This window comes from Streptomyces sp. NPDC028910 (assembly GCF_055564955.1).
In genome coordinates this window covers 170,920-196,584 of record NZ_JBVHVF010000010.1, presented here as the reverse complement: position 1 = coordinate 196,584, position 25,665 = coordinate 170,920, and the positions used below count along the sequence as shown (strand labels likewise).

21 protein-coding genes are annotated in these 25,665 nt (G+C 74.6%); 11 read left to right on the top strand and 10 right to left on the bottom strand.

The genetic code is table 11. The features are described from left to right. Positions 1-10: 10 nt before the first annotated feature. The 3 genes from ACZ4TV_RS15725 to ACZ4TV_RS15715 all read right to left on the bottom strand — a co-directional run bounded on the left by ACZ4TV_RS15725 (position 11) and on the right by ACZ4TV_RS15715 (position 7,613). Positions 11-4,918 (bottom strand): hypothetical protein, encoded by a 4,908-nt coding sequence (locus tag ACZ4TV_RS15725; protein WP_468134826.1) that lies wholly within the window; start codon positions 4,916-4,918, stop codon positions 11-13. Positions 4,919-4,990: 72 nt separating this feature from the next. Next, a complete protein-coding gene (locus ACZ4TV_RS15720) occupies positions 4,991-5,893 on the bottom strand; it encodes a hypothetical protein (protein WP_468134824.1) in 903 nt (300 codons plus the stop codon). A 214-nt stretch (positions 5,894-6,107) separates the two neighbouring features. Next, positions 6,108-7,613, bottom strand: a complete 1,506-nt coding sequence (locus ACZ4TV_RS15715) for a hypothetical protein (RefSeq protein ID WP_468134822.1) — start codon at positions 7,611-7,613, stop codon at positions 6,108-6,110. Between the two features lie 127 nt (positions 7,614-7,740). Here ACZ4TV_RS15715 and ACZ4TV_RS15710 point away from each other — a divergent pair, with 127 nt between their 5' ends. The 5 genes from ACZ4TV_RS15710 to ACZ4TV_RS15690 all read left to right on the top strand — a co-directional run bounded on the left by ACZ4TV_RS15710 (position 7,741) and on the right by ACZ4TV_RS15690 (position 11,336). After that, on the top strand, positions 7,741-8,508 hold the full coding sequence (locus tag ACZ4TV_RS15710; protein WP_468134864.1) for a LamB/YcsF family protein: 768 nt from the start codon (positions 7,741-7,743) through the stop codon (positions 8,506-8,508). Next, positions 8,505-9,143: a 5-oxoprolinase subunit B family protein gene (locus tag ACZ4TV_RS15705; RefSeq protein WP_468134820.1), complete on the top strand. Its 639-nt coding sequence runs from the start codon at positions 8,505-8,507 to the stop codon at positions 9,141-9,143. The genes ACZ4TV_RS15710 and ACZ4TV_RS15705 overlap by 4 nt, the downstream gene beginning before the upstream one ends. Further along, positions 9,136-10,014, top strand: coding sequence for a 5-oxoprolinase subunit C family protein (locus tag ACZ4TV_RS15700; RefSeq protein ID WP_468134818.1), 879 nt, complete (start codon positions 9,136-9,138; stop codon positions 10,012-10,014). Before ACZ4TV_RS15705 ends, ACZ4TV_RS15700 begins: the two co-directional genes overlap by 8 nt. Before the next feature lie 72 nt (positions 10,015-10,086). Further along, positions 10,087-10,659 carry an RNA polymerase sigma factor gene (locus ACZ4TV_RS15695; RefSeq protein WP_468134816.1) on the top strand — a complete coding sequence of 191 codons (573 nt, stop codon included), beginning with the start codon at positions 10,087-10,089 and terminating at the stop codon, positions 10,657-10,659. Then, positions 10,656-11,336: a hypothetical protein gene (locus ACZ4TV_RS15690; RefSeq protein WP_468134814.1), complete on the top strand. Its 681-nt coding sequence runs from the start codon at positions 10,656-10,658 to the stop codon at positions 11,334-11,336. The genes ACZ4TV_RS15695 and ACZ4TV_RS15690 overlap by 4 nt, the downstream gene beginning before the upstream one ends. A gap of 139 nt (positions 11,337-11,475) precedes the next feature. Here ACZ4TV_RS15690 and ACZ4TV_RS15685 read toward each other — a convergent pair whose 3' ends face one another. Further along, positions 11,476-12,873, bottom strand: a complete 1,398-nt coding sequence (locus ACZ4TV_RS15685) for a HEAT repeat domain-containing protein (RefSeq protein WP_468134812.1) — start codon at positions 12,871-12,873, stop codon at positions 11,476-11,478. A 336-nt stretch (positions 12,874-13,209) separates the two neighbouring features. After that, entirely contained in the window at positions 13,210-13,632 is a 423-nt protein-coding gene (locus ACZ4TV_RS15680) for an ankyrin repeat domain-containing protein (RefSeq protein ID WP_468134810.1), read from the bottom strand. A 279-nt stretch (positions 13,633-13,911) separates the two neighbouring features. Between ACZ4TV_RS15680 and ACZ4TV_RS15675 the strand changes: the two genes are divergently transcribed. Continuing rightward, the gene (locus ACZ4TV_RS15675; RefSeq protein WP_030706611.1) at positions 13,912-14,106 is read left to right on the top strand and encodes a hypothetical protein; all 195 of its coding nucleotides are present in this window, start codon (positions 13,912-13,914) and stop codon (positions 14,104-14,106) included. Between the two features lie 71 nt (positions 14,107-14,177). Next, a complete protein-coding gene (locus ACZ4TV_RS15670) occupies positions 14,178-15,800 on the top strand; it encodes a hypothetical protein (RefSeq protein ID WP_468134808.1) in 1,623 nt (540 codons plus the stop codon). 270 nt (positions 15,801-16,070) lie between these two features. Here ACZ4TV_RS15670 and ACZ4TV_RS15665 read toward each other — a convergent pair whose 3' ends face one another. Further along, positions 16,071-17,573, bottom strand: a complete 1,503-nt coding sequence (locus tag ACZ4TV_RS15665) for an SCO1417 family PLP biosynthesis transcription factor (protein WP_468134806.1) — start codon at positions 17,571-17,573, stop codon at positions 16,071-16,073. A gap of 238 nt (positions 17,574-17,811) precedes the next feature. On the opposite strand from ACZ4TV_RS15665, the gene ACZ4TV_RS15660 reads away from it, so the two are divergent. The 3 genes from ACZ4TV_RS15660 to ACZ4TV_RS15650 all read left to right on the top strand — a co-directional run bounded on the left by ACZ4TV_RS15660 (position 17,812) and on the right by ACZ4TV_RS15650 (position 20,764). Continuing rightward, positions 17,812-18,582: a glycerophosphodiester phosphodiesterase family protein gene (locus ACZ4TV_RS15660; RefSeq protein WP_468134804.1), complete on the top strand. Its 771-nt coding sequence runs from the start codon at positions 17,812-17,814 to the stop codon at positions 18,580-18,582. 70 nt (positions 18,583-18,652) lie between these two features. Beyond that, on the top strand, positions 18,653-20,065 hold the full coding sequence (locus ACZ4TV_RS15655) for an MFS transporter (protein WP_468134802.1): 1,413 nt from the start codon (positions 18,653-18,655) through the stop codon (positions 20,063-20,065). Between the two features lie 324 nt (positions 20,066-20,389). Beyond that, positions 20,390-20,764, top strand: a complete 375-nt coding sequence (locus ACZ4TV_RS15650; RefSeq protein WP_007262928.1) for an RNA polymerase-binding protein RbpA — start codon at positions 20,390-20,392, stop codon at positions 20,762-20,764. Between the two features lie 96 nt (positions 20,765-20,860). On the opposite strand, the gene fxsA is transcribed toward ACZ4TV_RS15650, so the two are convergent. The 4 genes from fxsA to ACZ4TV_RS15630 all read right to left on the bottom strand — a co-directional run bounded on the left by fxsA (position 20,861) and on the right by ACZ4TV_RS15630 (position 24,907). Further along, positions 20,861-21,457: an FxsA family membrane protein gene (gene fxsA, locus ACZ4TV_RS15645; protein WP_468134800.1), complete on the bottom strand. Its 597-nt coding sequence runs from the start codon at positions 21,455-21,457 to the stop codon at positions 20,861-20,863. 67 nt (positions 21,458-21,524) lie between these two features. After that, entirely contained in the window at positions 21,525-22,382 is an 858-nt protein-coding gene (locus ACZ4TV_RS15640; RefSeq protein ID WP_468134798.1) for a polyprenol monophosphomannose synthase, read from the bottom strand. 304 nt (positions 22,383-22,686) lie between these two features. Further along, positions 22,687-24,306 carry an amidohydrolase gene (locus tag ACZ4TV_RS15635; protein WP_468134796.1) on the bottom strand — a complete coding sequence of 540 codons (1,620 nt, stop codon included), beginning with the start codon at positions 24,304-24,306 and terminating at the stop codon, positions 22,687-22,689. A 160-nt stretch (positions 24,307-24,466) separates the two neighbouring features. Beyond that, positions 24,467-24,907: an Lrp/AsnC family transcriptional regulator gene (locus ACZ4TV_RS15630; protein ID WP_030011705.1), complete on the bottom strand. Its 441-nt coding sequence runs from the start codon at positions 24,905-24,907 to the stop codon at positions 24,467-24,469. A 217-nt stretch (positions 24,908-25,124) separates the two neighbouring features. Between ACZ4TV_RS15630 and ACZ4TV_RS15625 the strand changes: the two genes are divergently transcribed. Continuing rightward, positions 25,125-25,658 (top strand): hypothetical protein, encoded by a 534-nt coding sequence (locus ACZ4TV_RS15625; RefSeq protein WP_468134794.1) that lies wholly within the window; start codon positions 25,125-25,127, stop codon positions 25,656-25,658. Positions 25,659-25,665 lie beyond the last annotated feature (7 nt).

The window sequence follows — 25,665 nt, the reverse complement described above, 5'->3', positions numbered from 1 at the left end:
GAGGGGCGTGTCAGGAGGGGGCGGTGGTGCTGCGGCGGAACATGCGCGTCGCCGTGATTTCGCCGTGGATGGTCTCCTCCTCCGGGGACTGCTGCGGGAGGCCCGGGCGGAGGTGTTCTTCGACGCTGATGTACTTCAGGCCCGCCCTCAGGTCGGCGTCATTGCGCAGGCGGATCACCAGCGGGAATTCGGCGAGGGCCGTGGTGTCGAACAGGCCGGTCGTGTAGAGCAGTTGGACGCCGAGCGCGTCGGAGACGGCCCGCTGGAGCTCCAGCAGGTACGTGGCGTTCGCGCGGCCGATCGGGTTGTCGAGGAACAGCGTGCCCGCGTGGCGGTGCTTGTCGCGGCCCCGGTCGTTGCTGCGCAGCGCCGCCATCGTGCAGTACAGCGCGATCGCGGCGGTCAGGAGCTGCCCGCCGGAGAACACGTCGCCCATCTGCCCGACCGGTACCCGCTCGGCGCGCAGGACCGCGTCCGGCTTGAGGATCTCCACGGAGATGCCCTTGGGTTCGAGGGCCGCCTGGACGCCCCTCAGCAGCAGGGACATGCCGTCGCGGCGGCCTTCGCCGAAGGAGGCGGTGCTGTTCTTCTTCACGGCCGCGCGGGTCGCCTCGTCGATGACCTCGCCGAGCCGCTCGGTGAGGGTCGCCTGGTCGGGCTCCTCGAAGCGGATCCGGAGGAACTCCTGGCCCGACCACTCCCCCAGGCCCTCCGGGAGCTGCGAGAGGCGCTGTGCGGAGCGGAGGGTGGCCAGGGCCGATTCGACGAGGCCGCGCAGGCGGTCGACGATGCTGTCGCGGTTGCGCTCCAGCTGCGCCAGTTCGTCGGTGAGGACGCGCAGCCGGGGGGCGAAGGCCGCGGCCCAGGCCGCCGCGTGCTCGGGCAGTGCGGAGGCGGGCAGTTCGCGGATCTGCTGGCGGGCGGGGGTGCGTACCTGCTCGTAGCGGGTGGCGTTGGCGTGCCGGACGAGGATGTCGCTCGCCTCGCGCACCGCGGACTCGGCGGCCGAGAGGTCGGCCGCGCAGCCGCGCAGGGAGCGGCGGGCCTCGGTGGCCGACTGGCGGGCCTCCTCCAGGGTGCCCGGGTGGGCCACCGGCTCCTGCTCGTCGTCCTGGTGGCCGTGGTCGCGGAGCAGGTCCCGCAGCAGCGCCGCGGTCTCGTCGAAGCCGCCCGCGCCGTCCTCGGCGGTGCGGTGGGCGCGCAGCAGGTCCGCGTGGGCGGCCCGGGCGCTCTCCACGGCCGCGGTGTGGGCGGCGAGCTGGGCCGTGGCCGTGCGCAGCAGGGCCTGGGCGTGTTCCACGTGCTCGGGGATCAGTTCCTCGGGCAGTTCGGTGTGCGCCTCGCCCTCGGTGGGGGCGTGCCGTTCGGCCTCGCCGCGCAGGCGGCCGAGCTGCTCGCTGGCGGTGGACGCCCGGGTCTCCAGCATCTGCACGAGGGACTCGGCGCGGGCGGCCGCGGCCTGCCGGGAGGGGCCGTCGGCGCCGTCGGTGCCTTCGAGGAGCTGGGCGGCGCGGGTACGGACCTTGTTGGTGAGGCGGTCGAGTTCGGCGAGGGCGGCGCTCTCGTCGCTTTCGGCGCGGGCCTGTTCGGCACGCAGGTCGGCGCCGACGCCGACCTTCTCGTAGAGCTGGGAGGCCGCGCGGTAGGCCTCGCGGAGGTCGGGGAGGGGTGCGCGCGGGCCCTCGTCGCCCTCGGGCAGCTGGTCGGGGGCGCCGGCGATCTCGGCGCGTTCGGCGCGCAGGGCGCGGGCGGTGCGGCGGGCGTCGTCGGCGGCGCGCTGGGCGGCGCGGCGGTCCTCGTCGGCGGCGCGGGCCCGGTCCAGGCAGACCTCGGCGCGGGCCTCGGACTCGGCGGCTTCGTCGGCGAGTTCGCGCAGCCGCGCCTGCCAGCCGGCGCGCTCGCGCAGCCGGAAGGCGAGGCCGGCGAGGGCGTCGGCGGCGCGGCGGGCGCGCTGGGCGGCGTCCTGGCGCTCCTCGCGGACCCGGGCGGCGTCGGCGGCGGCCTCGTCGGCCTCGGCGCGTACGGTACGGGCCTCCGCGAGCTCGGCGTCGGCCTCCTCGGCGAACGCCCGGGCGGCCGCGGCCTGCTGCGCGAGTTCGGCGAGGCGGCATGGCGGGCAGCCGGTGCGCCAGGAGGCGAGGCGGGCGGCCAGCTCCCGGTCGCCGGCGAGGCGGGCGGCCAGGTCGCGGATCTCGGTGTCGCGGGCGGTGGCGCGGGTGCGCAGCGCCCGGCGCTCCTCGTCGGCGGCGTGCTCGTCGTGCATGGCCGGGTTCGGCGAAACGATGAAAATACCGGACACGGCCGAATCGCCGTCCACGGGCGCGGCCGGGGCCAGCAGGGCGGCGGCCGTGCCGACGGCGACGGTGGAGCGGGGCAGCAGGGCGGCGCCGGAGAGGACCTCGCGGGCCCTGCTGTGGGTGTCGGGGTCGGTGATGACGACGCCGTCGACGAGTTCGGGGCGGGCGGCGAGGACGGCGGCGTGGTCGGCGGGGTCCACGGACTGGGCGAGGTAGCGCCAGCCGGGGAGGGCGGGGATGCCGTGTTCGCCGAGGTACTCGACGGTGGCGAGGACGTCGGGGCCGGGCGGCAGCAGGCCGCCGTCGCCGAGCGCGCCGAGGATGCGGGCGTCGTCGGCGGCGGCGGTGCGCAGCTCGAACAGCTGGCGTTCGGCCGCCGTGACTCCGTCGGTCAGCAGGTGGTGGAGGTCCTCGGCGTTCCGGTCGAGGTCCTCGGCGGTGAGCCGGCCGGCGGTGGCGGAGGCGGCTTGGGCTGCGCCCGGGGCTGCGGCTGCGCCCCGGCCTGCGGCGGAGCCGGGTGCGCCCGGCGCGTTGCCCGCGCGGGCCGCCGTGCCCTGCGGACCGCCGGGATCGGCGCCTTCGGCGGAGCCGGGGGCGGTGGTGGCGCCGCCGGGCGCGCGGTGGTCCGTACCGGACCCGGCCTGGCCTTCGGCCGGGAGTCCTGCGAGACCGGCAGCAGTGCCGCGGCCGCCGGCCGGCGCGTGCGAGTGCGTACCCGACCCGGTCCGGCCGGCGGGGGCCGCGCTGCGGGGGTGCGGAAGGGCCGGGGCCGGGGCCGACGGGAGGCCCAGCAGCTCGGCGAGGCGCGGGGAGGAGGCGAGGGAGGTGGCGGCGCGGTGCTCCGCGTCGTGGGCGGCTTCGGCGGCGTCGGCGGCGTCCGCGGCCCGGGCGGCGGTCAGTTCGGCGCGGGACTCCGCGGCGGCGGCCTCGCGGGCCGCTTCGGCGGTGGCGCGGGCGGCTTCCCGGGACTCGTCCCAGGCGGCCACGGCGGTCTTCTCGGCGTCGGTGGCGGCCAGCGCCGCGCGGGCCGGGTCGGCGTCGGGCGCGGAGTCGTCGAGCCAGCCGGCGCGGACGGCCTCGGCGGTCTCCTGCTGGACCTCGGCGAGGCGCGAGCGGAGGTGTTCGGCCTCGCTGCGGGCGCGCTGGGCGGCCGTGGCGGCGGCGGTGGCGTCGCGGTGGGCGGCCTCGCCGGTGGCCTGGAGGGCGGCGGAACGCTCCTCCTCCTCGTTGGCGAGCCGCTCGCCGTGCTCGGCGGCGGTGTGCAGGGCCCGTACGAGTTCGCCGGCGGCCGTGGCCCGGGCGGCCAGTGCCGGGGCCGCGTCCCGCTCGGCTTCCCGGATCGCGGCGGCGACGCGGGCGGAGCGGTCGGCGGCGGCGCGGTGGCGCAGTACGGTCTCGGCGGCCTGCCAGGCGGAGTGCAGCGTGCGGGCTTCGAGGAGTTCGCGGCGCTGGGCGGCGGCGGCCTTGTCGGCGACGGTCAGCGCCAGGGATGCGTGCCGGTAGGCGAGTTCGGCCGAGATCGCCGCGCTGCGGGTGCGGGCGGCTTCGGCGGCGGTCACCTCGTGGGCGGCGCCGGTGACCCGCTGGGCGAGGTCGGCGGCCCGGCCGCGCTCCTCGGCGGCGCGGGCGGACAGCCGCCGGGCGAGGGTGCGCGTACGGCGTTCCGCCCCCGCGTGGACGTCGCGCAGCCGGGAGCGGGTCGCGGTGGCCTCGACGATCCGGGTGAGCAGGTCCACCGAGCCGGCGGTGAAGTCGCGTTCGGCCATCAGCTCGGCGCGGCGGCCGAGCTTGTTGCCGAAGCCGTGGACGAGGTCGGCGAGGCCGTCCGTGTCGCGGGTGTCGGTGACGGCGCGCAGCAGGAGGTCGGTGAAGTCGGAGTCCTTCTTGACCGCGAAGAGGCCGGCGGCCTCGCCCTCGTCGGCGTTCATCTCGCGCTGGTAGCGGAAGAGTTCGGGGTCGAGGCCGAGTTCGGTGAGGTGCTCGTTCCAGCGGTCGTGGATCTCCTCGAAGTACACCTCGAGGTGCGGGTACGCCTTGCCCGCCTCGGTGAGGGCGTCGCGGAAGCCCTTCATGGTGCGGCGGCGGCCCTGGGCGCCGGAGGCGCCTTCGACGGGCGGGCGCACGGCGGTGGCCTCGGCGACGGGCAGGTTGTCGAGGCTGAGGCCGGGGCCGGGGCGGAAGGAGTACCAGGCCTCGGCGAACTTGCGGGGATCGTTGGAGACCTGGCGGCCGCGCCATTCGCTGACCTTGCCGACGACCACGCACTCGCCGGTCTGGGTGTGCTGCCACTCCAGGGCGACGTGGCCGCAGTCGTCGGCGAGCAGGAACTTGCGCAGTACGCCGGAGCTGGCGCCGCCGAGGGTGTTGCGGTGGCCCGGGAGCATCACCGAGAAGATCAGCTTGAGGAGGACGGACTTGCCGCCGCCGTTCTCCAGGAAGAGCACGCCGGCGGGCGCGGGGCGGCGCGGCGGGCCGGTGGGCTCGTCCTCGAAGAACTCCGCCTGGGTCGGCGCCGGGTGGGGCACCGGCTCGCCGACTCCGCGCAGGTCGAGCACGGTGTCGGCGTAGCGCGCACCGGCGGGCCCGATGGAGTAGAGGCGGATCCGGGACAGCTCGTACATGGCGGCGGCTCGTGGTTTCTCGTGGGTCGTACGGAGGGCGGGGCGGGTGGGGGCGCGCGGGGCGGGCGGGGCTCAGGCGTGGAAGGGGAGCCCGGCGTCGGCGGCCAGGTCCAGGTCGTCGCCCTCGGGCGGCGGCAGGAGGGTGGCGGAGCCGTCGCTGACGGGGACCACGCCGAGTTCGAGGAGCTCGGCCATGGCCGCGCTGCCCGCCATGTCACGGACCTGGAGTTGGTAACGGGGGGTGGTGCGGTACGTGCCCCCGGCCTCGTCGCCGGTGCGCTGGAGGAAGCCGGAGTCGGTGAGGAAGGCGGCGGCCTTGCCGACGATGCCGGTGGTGGAACCGGCGAGGCGGCGGGCGTCCTTGGTGGCGCCGGTCGCGCTGCGGCGGGCGTAGACGCGCCAGGCGGCCTCCAGGCCGGGGGCGTCGGAGGCCGGGTCGGTGTTCTCGCCGAGCTCCTCGGCGCGCTCCTCCAGGCGGCGGCAGGTCTGCCGGACGAAGGCGTCGACTCCGTTGACGGTGATGCGGCCGATGTAGCCGTCGTCGGCGAGGTCCTCGGGGCGGGGGTAGGCCAGGGCGGCGACGGCGAGGTGGGCGAGGCCGTGCAGGAAGCGGTCGGCGGAGTCGGCGGCGGTGCGGCGGGCGTAGTCGCCCATCCGGACGGCGAAGACGGAGTCCTCCCCGGCGGCCACGGCCATGCCGGCGCGCGGGGACACCTCCAGGACGACGAGGCCGAGGCCGGTGGCGACGGCGTCGGCGAGGCGGCCGAAGGCGGGGTCCTCGCGGTAGCGGCGGAGCAGCTCGGTGTACTCGGCGTCACGGGCGGGGAGCAGCTTGGGCTGCAGCCCGAAGGCGACGAGCCGGGCCGCGTCGGCGGCGTCCGCCGGGGTCACGGGGGCGGCGGCCTGCGCCGCCGGGGCGGCCGGGGCCGTCTGCGGCTCGCTCCACGCGGGGGGCTCGGCGTGGTGGTCGCTCACGGGTGGGTCTCCTCGGCGGTACGGGTGTTCCTGGTACGGGTGTTCCTGGTACGGGTGGGGGTGATGTGCGGTGCGGGGGCTGCCGGGGCTGCGGGGGCCCGGCCTGTGGGCCCGGCGGGGCCTGCCGAGCCGCCCTTCCCTGCGGACCGCTTCCTGGGGCTCCGCCCCGGACCCCGCGCCTCACACGCCGGCGAGGCCGGATGCGCGGGCCCGTTCACGACGCCTCCGCGCGGGCGGCGGCCATGGCGGTGGCGTCCAGGAGGGCGGTGCCGACGATGAGGTCGGCGCCGCCGAACTCCGGGTCCTCGAGCTGGGTACCGTCGTCCACCGCGAAGAGCAGGCGCTCCTCGCCCTGGCGGTACGCCGTGCCGACGGCCGGGCTCGCCGCGTGGACGGCCAGCAGCGCCACCAGGTACGGCAGGTCCGGATCGCTGCGGCGGGCCTCGGCGAGGAGGCCGGACAGCCGGCGCGGGGCGTCGTGCGGAAGGTCCAGGAGGTCCATCGCGGCGGCGAGCTGCTCCTCGCTGAAGCGGCTGTCGTCCGGGGTGGCGATCAGGTCCGGCTCCGGCATCTCCGCGCCGAGGTGTTCGCGTTCCACGGGCGGGGTGAGCAGGATCTCGACCAGGTCGGCCACCCGCACCGAGACCGGGGTGCGCAGCCCCGCGCCGGAGGCGAAGAAGGCGTCGGTCACCCGGCTCGCCTGCTCCAGGGGGAGCGGCAGGAGCGGGGCCACGAGCTGGCCGTACAGGTCGATGCCGGAGCGCGGCGCCGGGGCGGCGAAGGCCTGGCGGTCCTGCTCGGCGCGGAACAGCGGGCCGGCGTCCAGCAGGCGGGACTGGAGCTGGGTGTGGCGGCGGATGCAGTCCTTGACGATGTCCACGAGTTCGGCGGCGCGGCGCTTGTTCTCCGGCTCCTCCGCCTCGTCGCGCGCCTTGCGGATGTTCGTCAGGATCGCGTTCTCGTGGCGGTAGCGGTCGGCGACGTGGTCGAGGGCCTCCTCGATCATGTCGGGCACGGACTGCAGCCAGTCCACCGCCCGGACGTTGCGCCGGGTGGCGTCCAGGGTCCGGCGCAGGGTCTCGGCGTACTGGACGGTCCGGTAGCGGGCCTGTTCGGCGGCCAGTTGGGCGTCGGCCAGCCGCCCGCGGCTGATCAGCACCTCCAGCTTGACCTCGGCGGCGATCTGGGCGCTGGTGACGTCGGTGTCGAGGGCGCCTACGAGGACGTTGACGGCCTCGTCGGTGGTGCGCAGGTAGACGGCGCCGCCGTGGCCGGGGACCTCTTCGATCAGCTTGAAGTCGTAGTCCCGGCGGACGTAGACGCCGTCCGGGCCGAAGGTGCCGTAGATCGCGCGGAAGCCGCGGTCCACGCTGCCGACGTTGATCAGGTTCTCCAGCACCCAGCGGGCCACCCGCTCGTGCTCGGCGGCCGGGCGGGACGGTGCCTGGGCCGCGACGCGCGGCAGCAGCCTGGCCACTATCTGCTCGTGGTCGGCGCCCGTGTCGAAGTCCATGTTGAGCGTGACCAGGTCGATCGCGGCCAGCGCGACCTCCGCCATCGCGTAGACCCCGTACTCGCCCGCCAGATTGGCCTTGCGTACGTCGAGGTCGTGCAGCGGGGCGGTGCAGGCGAGGGCGCGCAGCCGGCGGGCCAGGCCCTCGTCGGCGGCCGGGCCCGGCGCCGGGGACGGAAGGGTCTTCGCCGGGGCGGGGAGAGTCACGGACAAAGACTAGGCGCTGTCACTGACAACATCCCAAACGGCATGGTTCGGCCGGATCGTCCCCGGCTTCGTCCCCGGCCGCCTGCTCTACGCTCGGCGCATGGCTTCCATGATCGCATCCGATCGCGTGATCGACCTCAACGCCGACCTCGGCGAGGGCTTCGGGCGCTGGACGCTCACCGACGACGAGGCCCTGCTCTCCGTCGTGACGAGCGCCAATGTGGCCTGCGGCTTCCACGCCGGGGACCCGTCCATTATGCGCCGGGTCTGCGAGCTGGCCGCCGAGCGGGGCGTACGGATCGGGGCGCAGGTCTCCTACCGCGATCTGGCCGGCTTCGGACGGCGCTCCATGGACGTGCCGCCCGGCGAACTGGCGGACGAGGTGGCCTATCAGATCGGCGCGCTGGAGGTGTTCGCGCGGGCGGCCGGCTCCCGGGTGTCGTACGTGAAACCGCACGGCGCGCTCTACAACCGGACCGTGCACGACGCCGCCCAGGCCGCCGCCGTGGTCGCCGGCGTCCGGCTGGCGGCCGGGTCCGGTGCCACGGGGGGCCTGCCCGTGCTGGGGCTGCCCGGTTCGCTGCTCCTCGCGGCCGCCGAGGCGGCCGGGCTGGCGCCCGTACCGGAGGCCTTCGCCGATCGCGCCTACACGCCGGCCGGGACGCTGGTGCCGCGCGGCGAGCCGGGGGCGGTGGTGCACGACCCGGACGCCGTGGTGGCGCGGGCCGTGCGGATGGCGGCCGAGGGGACGGTGGCGGCGGTCGACGGGTCGCCCGTCCTGGTGGCCGCGCGCTCGCTGTGCCTGCACGGGGACACCCCGGGGGCGGCCGGGCTCGCCCGCCGGGTGCGGGAGGCGCTGGACGCGGCCGGCGTCCGGGTGGAGGCCTTCGCGTGAGGACCCTCGTGGTGGGCGGCGAGGCGCTGCTGATCGAGCTGGACTCGGCCGCCGAGGTGGCCGCGCTCCACGCCGAACTGCTGCGGCGGCGGGACGCCGGCGAGCTGGGCACCGTACGGGACCTCGTGCCGGCGGCGCGGACCGTACTGCTGGACGGGGTACGGGATCCTGCCGGGCTGGGCGCGCGGATCGCGCGGTGGGAGGTGCCCCCGCTCGCGGAGACGGAGGGACCGCTGGTCACCGTGCCGGTGCGGTACGACGGCCCGGACCTGGCGGAGGTGGCCCGGCGGTGGGGAGTCGCCCCGCGGGAGGTCCCCGGGATCGTCGGCGGCATCGTCTTCCGGGTGGCGTTCTGCGGCTTCGCGCCGGGCTTCGGCTATCTGACGGGGCTTCCGGAACGCCTCCACCTGCCCCGCCGGGACACTCCCCGTACGGCCGTCCCGGCGGGCTCGCTGGCCCTCGCTGGCGAGTACGCGGGGGTGTACCCGCGCTCCTCGCCCGGGGGCTGGCAGCTGATCGGGTCCACGGACGAGGTGCTCTGGGACCCGGAGCGGGAACCGGCGGCGCTCTTCGCGCCGGGGGTCCGCGTGCGTTTCAGGGAGCACGGCCGCTTCACGGAGGCCGGGCGTGAGTGACCTGCTGGTGGTGCGGCCGGGGGCGCTGACCACGGTCCAGGACGGGGGGCGCCCGGGTTACGCGCACCTGGGGGTCCCGCGCTCGGGAGCGCTGGACACGGCGGCGTACGCGCTGGCCAACCGGCTGCTGGGCAATCCGCCGGACGCGGCGGTGCTGGAGACGACCGTGGACGGGGTCGGGCTGCGGGCCCGCGTCGCGGTGACGGTGGCGGTCACGGGCGCGCCCTGTTCCGTACGAGCGGCAGGGCGTCCGGTGGCCTGGGGAGCCGCGGTCAGGCTGCCGGCCGGGGCGGAGCTGGAGGTGGGCCGGGCGGAGTCGGGACTGCGCAGCTACGTCGCGGTGCGGGGAGGCCTGGGCGTCCCGCCGGTCCTGGGCAGTCGCTCGACGGACCTGCTGTCGGGCCTGGGGCCGCCGGTCCTCTCGGCCGGGATGCTGCTGCCGGTGGGCCCCGCCGGGGCGGACCCGGCTCCCGGGTCGGACGCGTGCCCGCTGCCCGGGGCGCCGTCGGAACTGCTGCTCCCGCTGCGGCTGGGCCCGCGGGCGGACTGGTTCACCGAGGCTTCGCTCGCGGGGCTGTGGCGTTCGGCGTTCCGGGTGTCGGCCGGCTCCAACCGCATCGGCCTGCGCATGGAGGCGGGCCCGCCGCTGGTCCGCGCCCGGGCGGGGGAGCTGCCGAGCGAGGGCATGGTGCTGGGCGCGGTCCAGGTCCCCCCGGACGGGCTGCCGGTGGTGTTCCTGGCCGACCACCCGGTGACGGGGGGCTACCCGGTGGTGGGCGTGGTCCCGCCGGGCCCGGCCCTGGACGCGGCGGCGCAGGCCCGGCCGGGTGCGCCGGTCAGGTTCGTGCCCGCCCGGCCGGGCCCCCGATGAAACGTTCGCGGGGGCTGCGGCCAAGTACGGGATGAGGGGGCCGACCGGGCCCCGTACGCAGGGGAGGGCCGGGTGCGCAGCCCACGACAGGAGACCGGACCGCCGGATCTCACCACGCCCGAGGGGTTCGGGGCGTTCTACGAGGATCACATCGACGCCGTGCTCGGCTTCGTCACCCGCCGGGTCGCCGACCCGCACCTGGCGGCGGATCTGACGGCGGACATCTTCCTCGCCGCCATGGGATCGGCCACCGGTTATCGGCCCGACCGGGGAGTGCCGATCGCCTGGCTGTACGGAATCGCCCGCAATGTCCTGGCGGGCCACGCCCGGGGCCTCGCTCGCGAGAGCGGCGCGCTGGCGCGGCTCAGCGGCCGCCGCCTCCTCGACGACGAGGACGTGGCCGCGCTGGAGGAACGCATCGACGCCCAGCGCGCCTTCCGCTCCCTGTCCGAGCGGCATGCGGCCCTGTCGGAGCCGCTCCGGTCCGCGCTCGACCTGGTCGTCGTCGACGGCCTCACCCCCGCCGAGGCCGCCCAGGCGCTCGGCGTCACCCAGGCGACGGTCCGCGTCCGCCTGCACCGCGCCCGGCGGGCCCTGAGCGGCTCGGGCCCCGTCACCGAACGCCAGTTGGAGGTAGCCCGATGAGCGCCAGGCCCAGCGGTTTCGAGGACCGGCTCAAGGCGGCGCTGCTGGCCCGGCTTCCGGACGACCCGGCGCCGGCGCCCAGCCGCGCCCGCCGCTACGGCATCCCCCTCGCGGTGGGCGTCGCCACCGCCACGGTCGTCGCCGTCATGGCCCTGCCCGGCAGCGCCCGCGACGGCTCACTGCCCGCCGACGGGCCCGCCCGGAAGCCGAGCCCGTCGGCCACGGACGCGCCCGAGATCAAGAGGGATCCGGACGGCTCGCTCCGGTTCAAGCTGCCCGAGCACGGCCAGATCCCGGCGCTCGCGGAACGGCTGAAGGCCCTGGGGGTCCAGGTCGCACTGGTCCCGTCGCGGCCACGGTCCCAGTGCTCAGAGGTCGGCGGCGGGTACCGGGGTCCACAGGCGGACCCGGAGGCCGAGATCATGCAGCACAGCGATGACGACTTCGTGATCAAGGTCAACGCCAAGACGGTCCCACCGGGCTACACGCTCACGTTCGGGTGGTCGGACCACTATCCGCTGGGTCGGCAGGGAATCGGCTTCGGAGTAATCGAGAGCTCCAAGGTCCCGTCCTGCTCGATCGACTACTCCGAGGGCCTGGAGGAACTGCTGAAGGCGGCATCGGGCGCTCCGGCCCCCACCCCGCCCACCGGCGCACCAGCCACCCCGGCACCGTAGTCCGGTCCTTCCGTCCCGTTCCGTCTCCTTCCCTCTCCTTCCGTCCGTCTCCTTCCGTCCCACCGCGGGCACAGCACTCGGCCCGGCACCTCACGTCAGGGGGGCCGGGCCGAGTGCGTTTCGTAGCGGGGCCGACGGGCTACACCGCCGACTCCGGCGTGATCCGGCTCCGCACGGCGGACTGTACGTCCTCCTCCTCCGCCGGGTCCGCGGCCAGGCGGCGCAGCCGGGGCGCCACTCGCGCGTCGGCGGTTTCGGCGTGGTGGGCGGCCACCTCGCGGGTGGTCTCCTCGCAGTCCCAGAGGCATTCGACCGCGAAGCCCGCGGCGAAGGTGGGGTCCGTGCTGGCGAGGGCCCGCGCGGCCCGGCCGCGCAGGTGGGAGGAGGCCGTCTCGCGGTAGATGTGGCGCAGTACGGGCGCCGCGCAGCCGATGGCGAGGCGGCCTGCTCCGTCCACCAGGGCGTACAGCCGCCGGGTGTCCGGGCCGGAGCCGCGGACGGTGGAGCGCAGGGCGCCCAGGACGAGGCCCGCGTCCTCGGCTCCGCCCCGGGCCGCCAGGGTGGCCGCGGCGGCCGCACCCAGGGCGTCGGGCCGGTGGATCCAGCGCCGGGCCCGTTCGACGGCCTCGGGGCCGCACATGCGCTCGTAGGCGGCCACGGCGGGCTCGTCGGCGGCGGCTTCGATGAGGTCCAGTACGGCCGGGTTGTCCGGTTCGGCGAGGACCAGGTGGTGCAAGGCCGTGGCGCGGGCCGCCTCGCCGCAGGCACCGGCGGCGGCCGCCAGAATGGCGGAGCGGTCCTCGGGTGCGGCCACGGCGGCCAGACATCGCGCGGCGGGCACGTGCAGGGGCGTGCCGCGGCGCAGGCCGTCGGCGGCCCAGTCGAAGACGGCCTGGACCCCCCAGCCGGGCCGGGGCCCGCTCGGGGTGAGCTGGCGCTGCCAGCGGTCGAAGGAGCCCTGCTGGCGGGCGGCGCGCAGGCGCTCCCCGTACTGCGGGGACTCCTCCCACAGGCACCACGGGCGCGGCTCGTAGGCGTCGCGGACGGCGGCGGCCAGCCGCGCCTCGCCCTCCGCGGTGGCGGGGAAGCGGGCGATGACGGGCGCGGCCAGGGACCGCAGCCCTTCGTCGTCGTCGCGCAGGGCGAGCTCGTCGAGGGCCCAGGCCCAGTTCGCCCCCGAGGCGGCGTACCGGCGCAGCAGCATGAGCGCGTCGTCGCGGCCGTACGAGGCCAGGTGGCCCAGGACGGACAGGGCGAGGCCCGTGCGGTGGTCCTCCTCGTCGACGAGGTCGTCGGCGCTGAAGAGGTGGGCTTCGATCTCGCCCAGGGGACCGGCGAGGTCCAGGTACAGCCGGGCGTAGTACAAGGAGCGGTTCTCGACCTGCCAGTCCTGGCGCGGGTCGCGGAGCACGCACTGGTTGAGGGCCTGGAGGGCCTCCGCCCTGGGCGCCGCGAGTGCGTGCAGCGTGCCGTCGCCGCGGCCCCGCTGGAGGAGCCCGAGCAGGGTGCCGCTCGGCGCTATGACTGGTTCGAACATGGGAATGGCCTCAAATCAAGCTGGGGACGCAACCGGGAATCGGGATTCACAGGGCCGCGTAACAGCATGTGAGGACGTCCGCCGTCATGTTCCGCTCGATGTAGACCATTGCCTTCTCACTCTCGTCGGTGCTTCGTGACCATGGCGGCCGGGCCGGCCGGACCGGGACACACGTCGTGTCCCGCCCGCTCCTGCCCGCCCCCCGTGCTCGCGAATCGAATCCGACGCCATGATGACCCAGCCGGTTTGTGCGCCGCGACCACATTTACGGCCGCCGTGACCAAGCTGTGAGGTCGGGAACCGACCAGGCCCGGCCAGATCCCCGGCAAAAGCGGACTACTTGGCTCCGAAAAGTTCCAGCAGGTCGGACTTGGCGAACATGCGCGCCGTGTCCACGGCGGAGGGGGTTCCGGCGTTCGGGTCGGCCCCTCCGGCGAGCAGCGCGCGGATGACGGCCTCCTCGCCCTTGAAGACGGCGCCGGCGAGCGGGGTCTGGCCGCGGTCGTTGGCGCGGTCGGCCTCTGCGCCGCGGGCCAGCAGGGCCGACACGGTGTCGGCGTGGCCGTGGTAGGCGGCGAGCATGACGAGGGTGTCGCCGCGGTCGTTGGTGAGGTTCGCCGGGACTCCGGCGTCGAGGTAGGCGGTGAGCGTCTCGGTCTCACCCTGGCGGGCGAGGTCGAAGATCTTGGTGGCCAGTTCGATGACGTCCTCGTCGGGGACGTCCTGGGCACCGGAGCCTGCTGCGGCGTGCTCGCTCATCGTTCGTACCGCCTTTCACTTCGCTCTGCGGGCAGGGGGGCGCACGGTGCTGCGTCCGTACGGGTGAATCGCCAGAGTAGCGCCCGGGCCTGCACATGTACGGGTCGGGCCGAGGCGAGGATCACCTCGACCCCTGACGCGCCGGACGCGCCAGCCGGGCTGAGCCGGTCAAGTGAAAAACTCGCGCATTCACCCGTATGCACCTTTTATCGCATTGATACTTCCTGTGAGCCTGGAAGAACTGATGGTGACTGTCCCCACCAACCAGGAGAACCTCTCATGGTCCTGTCCATCTCAGGCGTGGTCCTGCTCGGCATCATCTGCTTCCTCTTCTTCAAGAAGGACGGGATGAAGCTGTCGCACGCGTTCGTCTGCTCGCTCTTCGGCTTCTTCCTCGCCGGCTCCGCCATCGCTCCGAGCATCACGGCCAGTACGGCCAGCCTCGCGAGCCTGCTCGGCGGGATCAAGCTCTAGCCCGGCCGGCGGGCAGCGACATCCAGCAACACCCGAAACACCCGTCACACCCACAACTCCAGGAGACGCCCGTGGCCCGGCGCCCACTTCCCCGCATCCTTCAGCGCGGCACCGCGTCGCTGGCCCGGGGCCGCGACCTCGCTCGCACGGCCGCCGACAGTGCCACGGACGTCCTCCATCCGCTCCTCACCATCGGACGCGGCCTGCGCATCCTGGCCTCGGCCGGGCGGCGCAAATGGGCCGAGACGCCCAAGGACAAGCGTGGTCCCGCGCTGTTCCTGGGAGCCGCCTGCGTCCTCGTGGTGGTGCTCGTCCCCTACGGTCCCCTCCTCGCCCTGATTACCCTCATGGCGGCGGCGGGCTGGCAGGGGCGCGACCGCACCCAGGTGAAGACCGGGCCCAGCGATGCCGAGTCCGAACGGCTCGGCTCCCTCTACGAAGCCCTCGTGCCGTACTTCTCCATCCCGGAGGACCCAAGTCCGCTCTTCGCCCACGGCGGGGACTGGGACAAGGCCTTCAGCGGCTACGAGTTCGACGAGGCGGGCCGCGTCACCCGGCTCCACATCCGCTACCCGGCCTACTTCACCGATGGCGAGGCCGCCTCACGGGCCCGGATCGAGGCACTGCTGCACGCCAAGTCCGGGCGCGGACGGGAGTATCTCTTCGACTGGGACGAGGAGGGCAACCAGCTCGACCTGAGGGTGCTGGCGGCGCTGCCGACGGGCATCGCCGCCCAGCCGTTCGTCACCTCGCCCGGCGAGACCGTGCTCGGCTTCACCGACGCCGGCAGCGTGCAGCGCACCCTGCCCGTCCTGGAGAGCGACGAGCCCCGCGACGTGCCGCCGGTGATCTGGCGCACCGGGCCCCGCGCCACCGAGCCCCACCTGCTCGCCGTCGGCCAGCCCGGCAGCGGCACCTCCACCCTGCTCCGCTCCATCGCCCTGCAGGCCCTGCGGCACGGGGGCGACGTACTGGTCGTCGACGGCGGCGGCAGCGGCGAGTACTCCTGCCTCTGCGGCCGCAAGGGCGTCCTCGCCGTGGAATGCGGCGCCACCGGGGCACTGGCCACCCTGGAGTGGGCCGCGCAGGAGACCGAGCGGCGGCTCATCGCCACCCACCGGGCCCGGGAAGCCGGCCGGCCGGCTCCCGAGGACACCCGGCGGCCGCTGTGGATCCTGCTGGACCAGCCGAGCGTGCTGGCCCACCTCGCGGTCGCCGAAGGGGGCCCCGACCCGCTGACCCAGTTGCAGGTGCCGCTGCGCCACGGGCGGACCGCGCACGTCACGGTGGTGGTCGCCGAGCAGTTCGACCACCTGGAACTGCTCCACGACGCCGTCTGGCAGCACACCCGCGCCCGGATCGTGCTCGGGCCCGCCGCGATCCAGCAGATCGCCGACGTACTGGGGCTGGCGCCGCACACCACCGCGCCGGCCCTGGTGCCGCCGGGCCGCGGGTACGCCCGGCTGGGCACGGGTCCCGTGCACCGGCTGCAGGTGCCCGCCACCCCGGACCCGTACGACGAGGCCGCGCACCCGGCGCACCGCCAGGCCGTGCTGGAGCTGCTGCCGGAGCGCGCGGGCGGCGGCGGGCCTGGTCACGTCACGCTGACGGAACCGCTCCGCGGGCTCCCACCGGCACAAGGACCGGCCCTCGACGCTTTGGACATCCCGGAGGTGGCGGCCGAGGCTCCCTGAGCGGTTCCGCCGGGGCCCGTCCCGGGTCGGGTTGGCCGCTCGGGGCGGTGGGGCTGGTTCCGCCGGGGCCGCCCGCGCCGAGGGCTGGTACGGCCAGGGCCGGGCGCGCGCCGGGGCGTCTCCTCGGGCGCCGAACGTGGCGAGGGGTCGGAGCGTGCGGCGGTGTTGCGTTCGACGCCCTGCGGGGACGCCCCGGCACACACCCGGCCCCGTCGGACCCGGCGGGTGGCGGCCTGATCCGGAGTCTCCGGCGGGGTGAGGGGGTGTCCCCTACGCCACGAACGTGCGCGGCGGCTCCGCCCCGCTACCGGCCGCGCCCGTGCCGACCAGTTGGGCCGCCGCCGCCAGTCGGGACGCGGCTTCCTCGGCCACCGGCCCGCCCACCGTGAACGGCAGCCGGACGTACCCCTCGAAGGCCCCGTCCACGCCGAACCGCGGCCCCGAGGGCACCCGTACGCCGACCCGCTCGCCCACCTCGGCCAGCCGGGAGCCGGACAGCCCGCCCGCGCGGGCCCACAGGGTCAGCCCGCCGCGGGGAACCTCGAACTCCCAGTCCGGCAGCTCCCGACGCACGGCCGCGACCAGCGCGTCGCGGTTCTCCCGGGCCTGGTCGCGGCGGATCGCCACGGCCTCCTGCCAGCCGCCGGTCCGCATCAGCCAGTTCACCGCGAGCTGCTCCAGCACCGGCGTACCCAGGTCGGCGTAGGCGCGGGCGGCGACCAGGCTGCGGATGACGTCGGGGGCGGCTCGGACCCAGCCGATCCGCATGCCCGCCCAGAAGGCCTTGCTGGCGGAGCCCACGGTGATGACCGTGCTGCCGGCCGGGTCGAAGGAGCAGACCGGGCGGGGCATCTCCAGCTCCGGGTCCAGCTGCAGTTCCACCATGGTCTCGTCGGCGATCAGGACCGTGCCGGCCGACCGGGCGGCCTCCACCATGGCGCGGCGCTGGTCCTCGGAGGCCAGGGCCCCGGTCGGGTTGTGGAAGTCGGCGACGACGTAGGCGAGGCGCGGGGCCGAGTCGCGCAGGACCTGGCGCCAGACGTCCATGTCCCAGCCGCCCAGCCCGCCGGCCATCGCGACGGGGACGAGGCGGGCCCCGGCGGCGCGCATGAGCTGGAGGATGTTGGCGTAGGAGGGGGACTCGACGGCGATCCGCTCCCCGCGCCCCGCGAAGAGGCTGCAGATGGCGTCGATGGCACCCATCGCCCCGGTGGTGACCATGATCTGCTCGGGCATGGTGGGGATGCCCTGCTCGGTGTAGCGGTCGGCGAGCATCCGGCGCAGCGCGGGCAGCCCTGCCGGGTAGTCCCCGTGCGTGTGCGCGTACGGCGGCAGCTCCTCCAGGGCGCCCTGGACGGCCTTGGTGAGCCAGGGCTCGGGAGCCGGGAGCGCGGCGCAGCCGAGGTCGATCATCGAGCCGAGGGCCTCGGGGGGCAGCGGCTCCAGGCCCCGGGCGGGCAGCGGATTGCCGGCCGGGACGGAGGTCCAGCTGCCGGCGCCCCGGCGGGATTCCAGGAAGCCCTCGCCGCGCAGGGCCTCGTACGCGGCGGCGACGGTGGTGCGGCTGAGGGAGAGGGCGACGGCCAGCTCCCGCTCGGCGGGGAGCCGGGCGGCGACCGGGATACGGCCTTCGAGGACGAGCAGCCGGATCCCGTCGGCCAGAGTGCGGTACGCGGGCAGTTTGCGGGCGCCGGGCACGGCGGGCCGCTCCTGCTGCGAGGTGATGAGACGGGCGAGCTGAGCGGCACCGACCGCTGAGGTCCATTCGGCCATGGCGTCCGGTCCACCTTCGTCGGATTGGCCTCGACGACATCGGTCGGAGGCGGGGATTGGATTGGTCCCTGGGGCACAGACTGTCACGTGCCAGTCCACTCGCACCAGTGGGTGTGGGCCCGGCGGGCCGCGCCGGGCCTCCGGACGGGCCCCGGCGCGGCTCGGGCTCGGCCGCGGTCCCGTCCGCCGTGCACCTCGCGTACCACCGTTCCCTCGCGCCACGGGGGATACTGCCGACGTGACGCACGTACGCCTTCGCCATCCGTATCTGGACCACCCGGCTCCGATTCCTTTCGCGCACCGGGGAGGTGCCGCGGACGGGCTGGAGAACACCGCCGCCGCCTTCCGCAGGGCCGCCGGGGCGGGCTACCGGTACTTCGAGACCGATGTGCACGCCACCGCCGACGGGAAACTCGTCGCCTTCCACGACGCCACGCTCGACCGGGTCACCGACGGCCGGGGCCGGATCGCCGAGCTTCCCTGGAAGAAGGTCCGCGAAGCCCGTGTGGCGGGCACCGAGCCCCTGCCGCTCTTCGAGGAACTGCTGGAGGAGTTCCCGGACGCCCGCTGGAACATCGACATCAAGGCCGAGTCGGCGCTGCACCCGCTGGTCAACCTGATCGCGCGGACCGGCATCTGGGACCGGGTCTGCGTGGGCTCCTTCTCGGAGAGCCGGGTGGCCCGCGCCCACAGGATCGCCGGCCCCCGGCTGGCGACCTCGTACGGCGTACGCGGGGTGGTCGGCCTGCGGCTGCGCTCGTACGCGATCCCGGCGGCGCTGCGCGTGGGGGCGGTGGCGGCCCAGGTTCCGGAGATCCAGTCGGGCATCCGCGTGGTGGACCGGCGCTTCGTGCGGACCGCGCACGAGCGGGGTCTCCAGGTCCACGTGTGGACCGTGAACGAACCGGAACGCATGGAGGCTCTCCTCGACCTGGGAGTCGATGGCATCATGACCGACCGGATCGACATCTTGCGCACGGTGCTGGACCGGCGCGGCGCCTGGGCCTGACACGCTCCTCGGCCGCCGCGCGGGCGCGGCGGCCGCTGCGGTACGGGGACCAGCTAGGGGGGCACACCGGGTGAGTGCGGAAGACAGCAGAACGGCCGAGGACGCGGAACCAGGGGCGGAGGACGGCAAAGGGGCCGCGGCCGCCGTCCCGGCCGCGACAGCCGCGACGGCCGCGCGCAAGCGCGAGCAGCGGGGCTGGTACTTCTACGACTTCGCCGTCTCGGTGTATTCGGCGAGCGTGCTCACCGTGTTCCTCGGGCCGTACCTGACCTCGGTGGCCAAGGCCGCCGCCGACGCCGAGGGCTTCGTGCACCCACTGGGCATCCCGGTACGGGCCGGGTCCTTCTTCGCCTACTCGGTCTCGGCCTCGGTGATCCTGGCCGTGCTGCTGATGCCGCTGGTGGGCGCCGTGGCCGACCGGACCGGGCGCAAGAAGCCGCTGCTGGCGGTGGCCGCGTACACGGGCGCCGTGGCGACGGTGGGGATGTTCTTCCTGGGGGGAGAGCGCTATCTGCTCGGCGGGCTGCTGCTGGTGGTGGCGAACGCCTCGCTGTCCGTCTCGATGGTGCTCTACAACGCCTACCTGCCGCAGATCTCCACGCCGGACGAGCGGGACACCGTCTCCTCGCGGGGCTGGGCCTTCGGCTACACCGCGGGCTCCCTGATGCTGGTGGTGAACCTGGTGCTCTTCCAGGGCCACGACTCCTTCGGCCTCACGGAGGGCGAGGCGGTACGGATCTGTCTGGCCTCGGCGGGCCTGTGGTGGGGCGCCTTCGCGCTGATCCCGCTGCGCAGGCTGCGGGACCGGGCCGTGGTCCGGGAACCGGGGGCGGCGCCGGCCGTCAACGGCTGGAAGCAGCTCGTCGCCACCCTGAAGGACATGCGGCGCTATCCGCTGACCCTCTCCTTCCTGCTGGCGTACCTGATCTACAACGACGGCGTGCAGACGGTGATCTCCCAGGCCTCCATCTACGGCTCCGAGGAGCTGGAGCTGGAGCAGTCCACCTTGATCGGGGCGGTGCTGCTGGTGCAGGTCCTCGCGGTGGCGGGCGCCCTGGGGATGGGACGGCTGGCCCGCGTCCACGGCGCCAAGCGGACGATCCTGGGCTCGCTGGCGGCGTGGGCGGTGACCCTGGCGGCCGGCTACTTCCTGCCCGCCCGGACCCCGCTGTGGTTCTTCGCGCTCGCCGCGATGATCGGGCTGGTGCTGGGCGGCAGCCAGGCGCTGTCGCGCTCGCTGTTCTCGCACCTGGTGCCGGCAGGCAAGGAGGCCGAGTACTTCTCGGCCTACGAGATGAGCGACCGCGGCCTGAGCTGGGTGGGGCCGCTCGTCTTCGGCCTGACCTACCAGGTCACGGGGAGCTACCGGGACGCGATCATCTCGCTGGTGGTCTTCTTCGCACTGGGTTTCGTGCTCCTCGCGCGAGTGCCGGTGCGGCGCGCGGTGGAAGCGGCAGGCAATCCTGTACCGGAGCGGATTTGAGCGCCGGTCCGCGCGTGCGTCCGGCCCGGATCCGCGAACGAATTCCGAACGAATTCCGAACGAATTTAGACGTTGAAGCAAAGGGCCGGTAGTGTACGCCTTTGGCCTGCCAGGCGGACCGTTACTGCGCGCGTAAGAAGTATAGACGTTGGGTGACATCTGCTGCCAGATGTGACAAAACGGGCACTGGTGGGTACAACAAGGGGCGGCACGACGGGCGACGCACGACCCGGAGCGGGAATCTATACCGCCGACCGGACGTTGACCGGATGACGACGACAGCGACACCTGTCCTGTGGGCGACAAGCCCGGGAGGCACGATTCATGAGTGAGCGAGCTCTCCGCGGTACGCGCCTCGTGGTTACCAGCTACGAGACGGACCGCGGCATCGATCTGGCCCCGCGCCAGGCGGTGGAGTACGCATGCCAGAACGGACATCGATTTGAGATGCCGTTCTCGGTTGAGGCAGAAATTCCGCCGGAGTGGGAGTGCAAGGCGTGCGGCGCCATGGCACTCCTGGTGGACGGGGATGGGCCCGAAGAGAAGAAGGGCAAGCCTGCGCGAACGCACTGGGACATGCTCATGGAGCGACGCACCCGCGAGGAGCTCGAGGAAGTGCTGGCCGAAAGGCTGGCGGTCCTGCGTTCCGGCGCCATGAACATTGCCGTGCATCCGCGGGACAGCCGCAAGTCCGCCTAGCAGCCGGACGACACACAAGCCGAGGGGCCCCGCCACAGTGTGGCGGGGCCCCTCGGCTTGTGTCCGGGTCCGGGCCTTCTCCTACGGGGCCTTCTCCTACGGGGCCAGCGGCGGGCGGTGGGTCGTGTCCGGCCCGCCGTCGTGCTGCCCGGGCCGGTCCTCGCGAACGACCTCGCCCTGGACGATCTTGCCGTCGGGGTGGTGGATGCGTGCCTGCTGGAAGGCGTCGCCGAAGGTGCCGGCGGGAGCCGAGGCCATCTTCCGCTCCAGCGAGCGGGCCGCCCTGCGGCCGATCCAGGCCCGCACGGGCGGGAGCAGGAGCAACAGGCCCGCCACGTCGGAGAGCAGGCCCGGCATCATCAGGAGCAGACCGGCCGCCATGGTGAGGCCGTTGCCCCGGCCGGGCTGCTGCGGGGTGGGCTGCTGCCCCCGCTGAGCCTGCTGGAAGGTGTTCGCCATGTTCCTGAAGGCGCGCCGCCCGGCCCGCTTGATCACCACCGCGCCCAGGACCATCGCACCCGCGAGCAGCGCGGCCACGGCCAGCCCGCCGGCCGCGTCCGCGACCACGCTGAGCAGCCAGATCTCCAGGATCAGCCAGGCGGCGACCGCCAGGGGGAGGAAGGTTCGGGCGGGCGAGCGCCGCCGCGGGGCCCTCGAAGTGCCCTGTCCCAGTGATCCAGTGCCGGTCGTCATACCCACCAGTGTGCCTGGGGCCGCGTAAAAGTGTCCTCAGCCGGAGGGACCGGACACCCCCTAGGGGTCAGGCCCGACCGCCCGGCTTGCCGCCACCCGGCTTGGCGTCGCCCGGCTTGGCGTCGCCCGGCTTGGCGTCGCCCGGCTTGGCGTCGTGCTTGCCGAGGGCCTTGCCCATCAGCTTGGCGGCCTGGGCCTTGATGCCCCACTGGGTGACCCGCCACAGGGCCTCGACCACGATGTCCTTGCTCATCTTGCTGTCGCCGAACTCGCGCTCGACGAACGTGATGGGCACCTCCACCACGCGGAAACCCTTCTGCACGGCCCTGCGCGCCAGGTCGACCTGGAAGCAGTAGCCCGCGGAGGCCACCTCGTCCAGGCCCAGGCCCTCCAGGGTCTCGCGGCGGAAGGCACGGTAGCCGCCGGTCACGTCGCGGATCGGGACGTCCAGCATCAGCCGGGAGTACGTCGAACCGCCGCGCGAGAGGAACTCGCGGCTCTTGGGCCAGTTGACGACGCGGCCGCCCGGGACCCACCGGGAACCCAGGACGAGGTCGGCTCCGGCCAGGGCGGTGAGCAGGCGGGGCAGTTCCTCCGGCTGGTGCGAGCCGTCGGCGTCCATCTCGACGATCACGCCGTAGCCGGCCTCCAGGGCCCAGACGAAGCCCGCCAGGTAGGCGGCGCCGAGCCCTTCCTTTCCCTTGCGGTGCAGGACGTGCACGTGGTCGTCGCCGATGGCGAGCTCGTCGGCGAGCTTGCCGGTGCCGTCGGGGCTGTTGTCGTCCGCGACCAGGATGTGGGCCTCGGGCACCGCCGCGCGGACGCGGCCGACGATCAGCCCGATGTTCTCCGCCTCGTTGTAGGTCGGAATGATCACCAAGGCTGTACCGAGCGGCCCGTAGGTCCGCTGTCCGCCGTCGCTCACTGAGTCCCCTTTGTGCTCTCGCACGTCCTGTACGTCTGGTCGCAGAGGATGACTTTAGAACAGTGGTCGGGGCCGGCGGTCCTTCGGGCCGGTCAGACGCCCGCTGGCTGCGGGCCGCCGTGACCGTTGTCTACTGGACCGCCAGGCCCCGACCTGGGGCCACCCGCCGCCCGGCGAAACCTTCCCTCGCCCCCGAGGCGCGGGCGCGCTGAGCAGACGGATCCGTCCGGCACGGACGTCCTGTGGTGGACCCGGCCGAACTTATCCGGGTCCGACCGCCCGCACCGAACCCAGGCCCACCGGATCACCCCTGTGGGCGTACGAATACCTCCCGCCCGCCGACCACGGTGGCGAGGCACACCGGCAGTTCGGATCCGGGGGTCAGGTCGGGCAGTCCGGGGGTGCCCGAGCGGGGGTCGGTGGACCAGCGCGCGACCCGGTCGTCAGGGGCCTGGACGACCAGTTCGCCGGTCTGCCAGACCGCGTAGTCGGCCGGGGCGCCGGGTACGAGGACGCCCGCGTCGTCGCGGCCCAGCGCCCGCCAACCGCCCCGGGTGTGGGCGGTGAAGGCGGCCCGTACGGAGATGCGGTGCCCGGGCGTCCGGTGGAAGGCGGCCGCGCGGACGGTCCCCCAGGGGTCGAGCGGGGTGACGGGGGCGTCCGAGCCGAAGGCCAGCGGGACACCGGCCTTGAGCATGGCCGCGTACGGGTTGAGGGTGCGGGCGCGCTCGACTCCGAGCCGGTCGGCGTACATGCCCTCCTCGCCGCCCCAAGCCGCGTCGAAGGCGGGCTGCACGGAGGCGGTGAGGCCCAGCTCCGCGAAGGCGGCGATGGCGGCGGGCGTCATCATCTCGGCGTGTTCGACCCGGTGCCGGGCGGCGCGGACGCGGGCCAGGCCGACCTTCTCGGCGGCCGCCCGGACGCCCTCCACGACGGCGGTGATCGCGGCGTCGCCGATGGCGTGGAAACCGGCCTGGAGGCCCTCCTCCGTACAGGCGGTCACGTGCTCCGTGACGGCGCGCACGTCGAGGTAGCCCGTGCCGGTGTGCGGGGCGTCGGCGTACGGGGCGTGCAGGCAGGCGGTGTGCGAGCCGAGGGCGCCGTCGACGAAGAGGTCACCGGCGGCTCCGACGGCCCCCAGCTCCCTGGCCAGCTCCAGGTCCCGGTCGGCCCAGTAGCCGAAGACGCGCGGGCCGGGCCGCTCGGCGGCCAGGGCGAGCAGGCCGGTGAAGTCCTCGGCGGAGGAGATGTCGGGCCCGCCGCACTCGTGCACGGAGCCGATGCCGAGGGAGGCGGCCCGGTCGAGGGCTGCCCGCTGGGCCTCGGCGCGCTGGGCGGGGGTGACGGCGGCGAGCGCGGCCCGCCGTACGGCGTGGTGGTCGTCACCGGTCAACGGCAGGTCGCCCTCGGGCCGCACGCCCGGGACGAGGCCGAGCAGGGCCGTCGTGACCACGGCCGAGTGCACGTCGACGCGGCTGAGGTAGAGCGGGCGGCCGCCGGCGGCCTCGTCGAGCTCGGCGCGGCGCGGCGCGCGCCGCTCGGGCCAGCGGGCGGCGTCCCAGCCGTGCCCGAGGAGCACCCGGTCGGCCGGACGGCTCGCGGCGTAGGCGCGTACGAGGTCCAGCGCGGCGGACAGGGAGCGCGCGCCGGTGAGGTCCAGCCCGGTCAGGGCCAGGCCTGCGGAGGTGGTGTGGACGTGGGCGTCGGTAAAGGCGGGCGTGACGAGCGCCCCGCCAAGGTCGACGACCTCGTCCACGCCCTGCGCGAAGGCGTCGGCCGCGCCCTCGGAACCGACCCAGGCGATGTGGCCGCGCTCGACGACCATCGCGGTGGCGAAGGGGTCCGCGGGGCTGTGGACCTCGCCCCCGCGGAGGAGGACGGTGCGGGTGGGGTCGGTGGGGGCGGGTGTCGCGCGCTCGGTCATGGGACAAGTCTCGCGTGTGCGCCGGGCCCGGGTGGACACGGGTGGGGGCGGGCCCCGGCAGGGCAGCTCTCTCCGGCTCCGCCCCTGCGCCCGGAAGCGGAGCGGGCCCCGGACCCCCGGACCCCCGGGGCCGAGCGGTGCGAGGGGCCGTGGACAGGGATCAGACGCGGGGCGGGCGTGCCTCGTACGGGGTGGAGAGGACGACCGTCGTACGCGTGGAGACGTGGGCGAGGGCGCGCAGCCGGCCCAGGAGGTCTTCCAGCTCCAGGGGGGTGGCGACGCGGACCTTGAGGATGTAGTTCTCGTCGCCGGCGACGCTGTGGCAGGCCTCGATCTCGGGGACGCCGGCCAGCCGGTCGGCGATGTCGTCCGGGGCGCTCGGGTCGAAGGGCTTGACCGAGATGAACGCCGTCAGCGGCAGGCCGACGGCCTCCGGATCCACCACGGCCGCATAGCCGCGGATCACCCCGCGCTGTTCCAGGCGGCGTACTCGCTGATGGACTGCCGACGTGGACAGTCCCGTGGCCTTGCCCAGATCCGTGTAGCTCATCCGCCCGTCCCGCACGAGCAGATCCACGATCTGACGGTCCAGCTCCTCCATTGCGCTCATAGCCGCTCAACTTAAGGCCCAAGGGCACTCCAGGCCCAGTGCTGTCCACCCACTGGCGGCATCTGCGGCAGGCATGTGACCAAGGCCACAGGGGTATGCAAGTGCGGGGCGGTCTGTTGTGGTTACTCGTGACGCTCGACGGGAAGTGGTTGCTGTGGCCGAGGCCGCAGAACCTGCCCGCCCGGCCCACCCAAGGGGGAGTACATCCATGCTGAACACCAAGCGCGCCGGCCGCACCGAACCGGAGTCACTGGAACCGCTCGATTCCGGGGACGGCACGTTCGCCGAGGACGCCGAGGACGGCGGGGGCGGCGGGGGCGGCGGGGGCGGCGGGGGCGGCGGGAACACCGAGTACGGCGAATACCTCGAGGACAGCGAGGGGTTCGAGATCCACCACGCGATCTGCCCCGACTGCGGCCAGTCGATCGCCCTCGTCGCGGACGAGGAGTACCTGCCGCAGCACGCACTCTGCCTGACCCCGTGGAACCCCTTCGGGCTCACCGTGTGCGCGGGCACCGGGCGGCCCGCCACGGACGCACTGCCCACGGTGGGGATGATCCAGCCGGTGGAGGCGCAGGAGGTCGAGTCCGTGATGCTCGCGACCCTGCCGCAGGGGCTGGACTGGCGGACGCAGCCGTTCTCGCACGTCGGCGGTCCGGGCTCGCGTCCGGTCCGCGTGGTGAGCCCCGTCCTGCCGCAGCCGCAGGCACAGACGCGACAGCAGCACGCGCAGGCGGCCTGACGGTCGC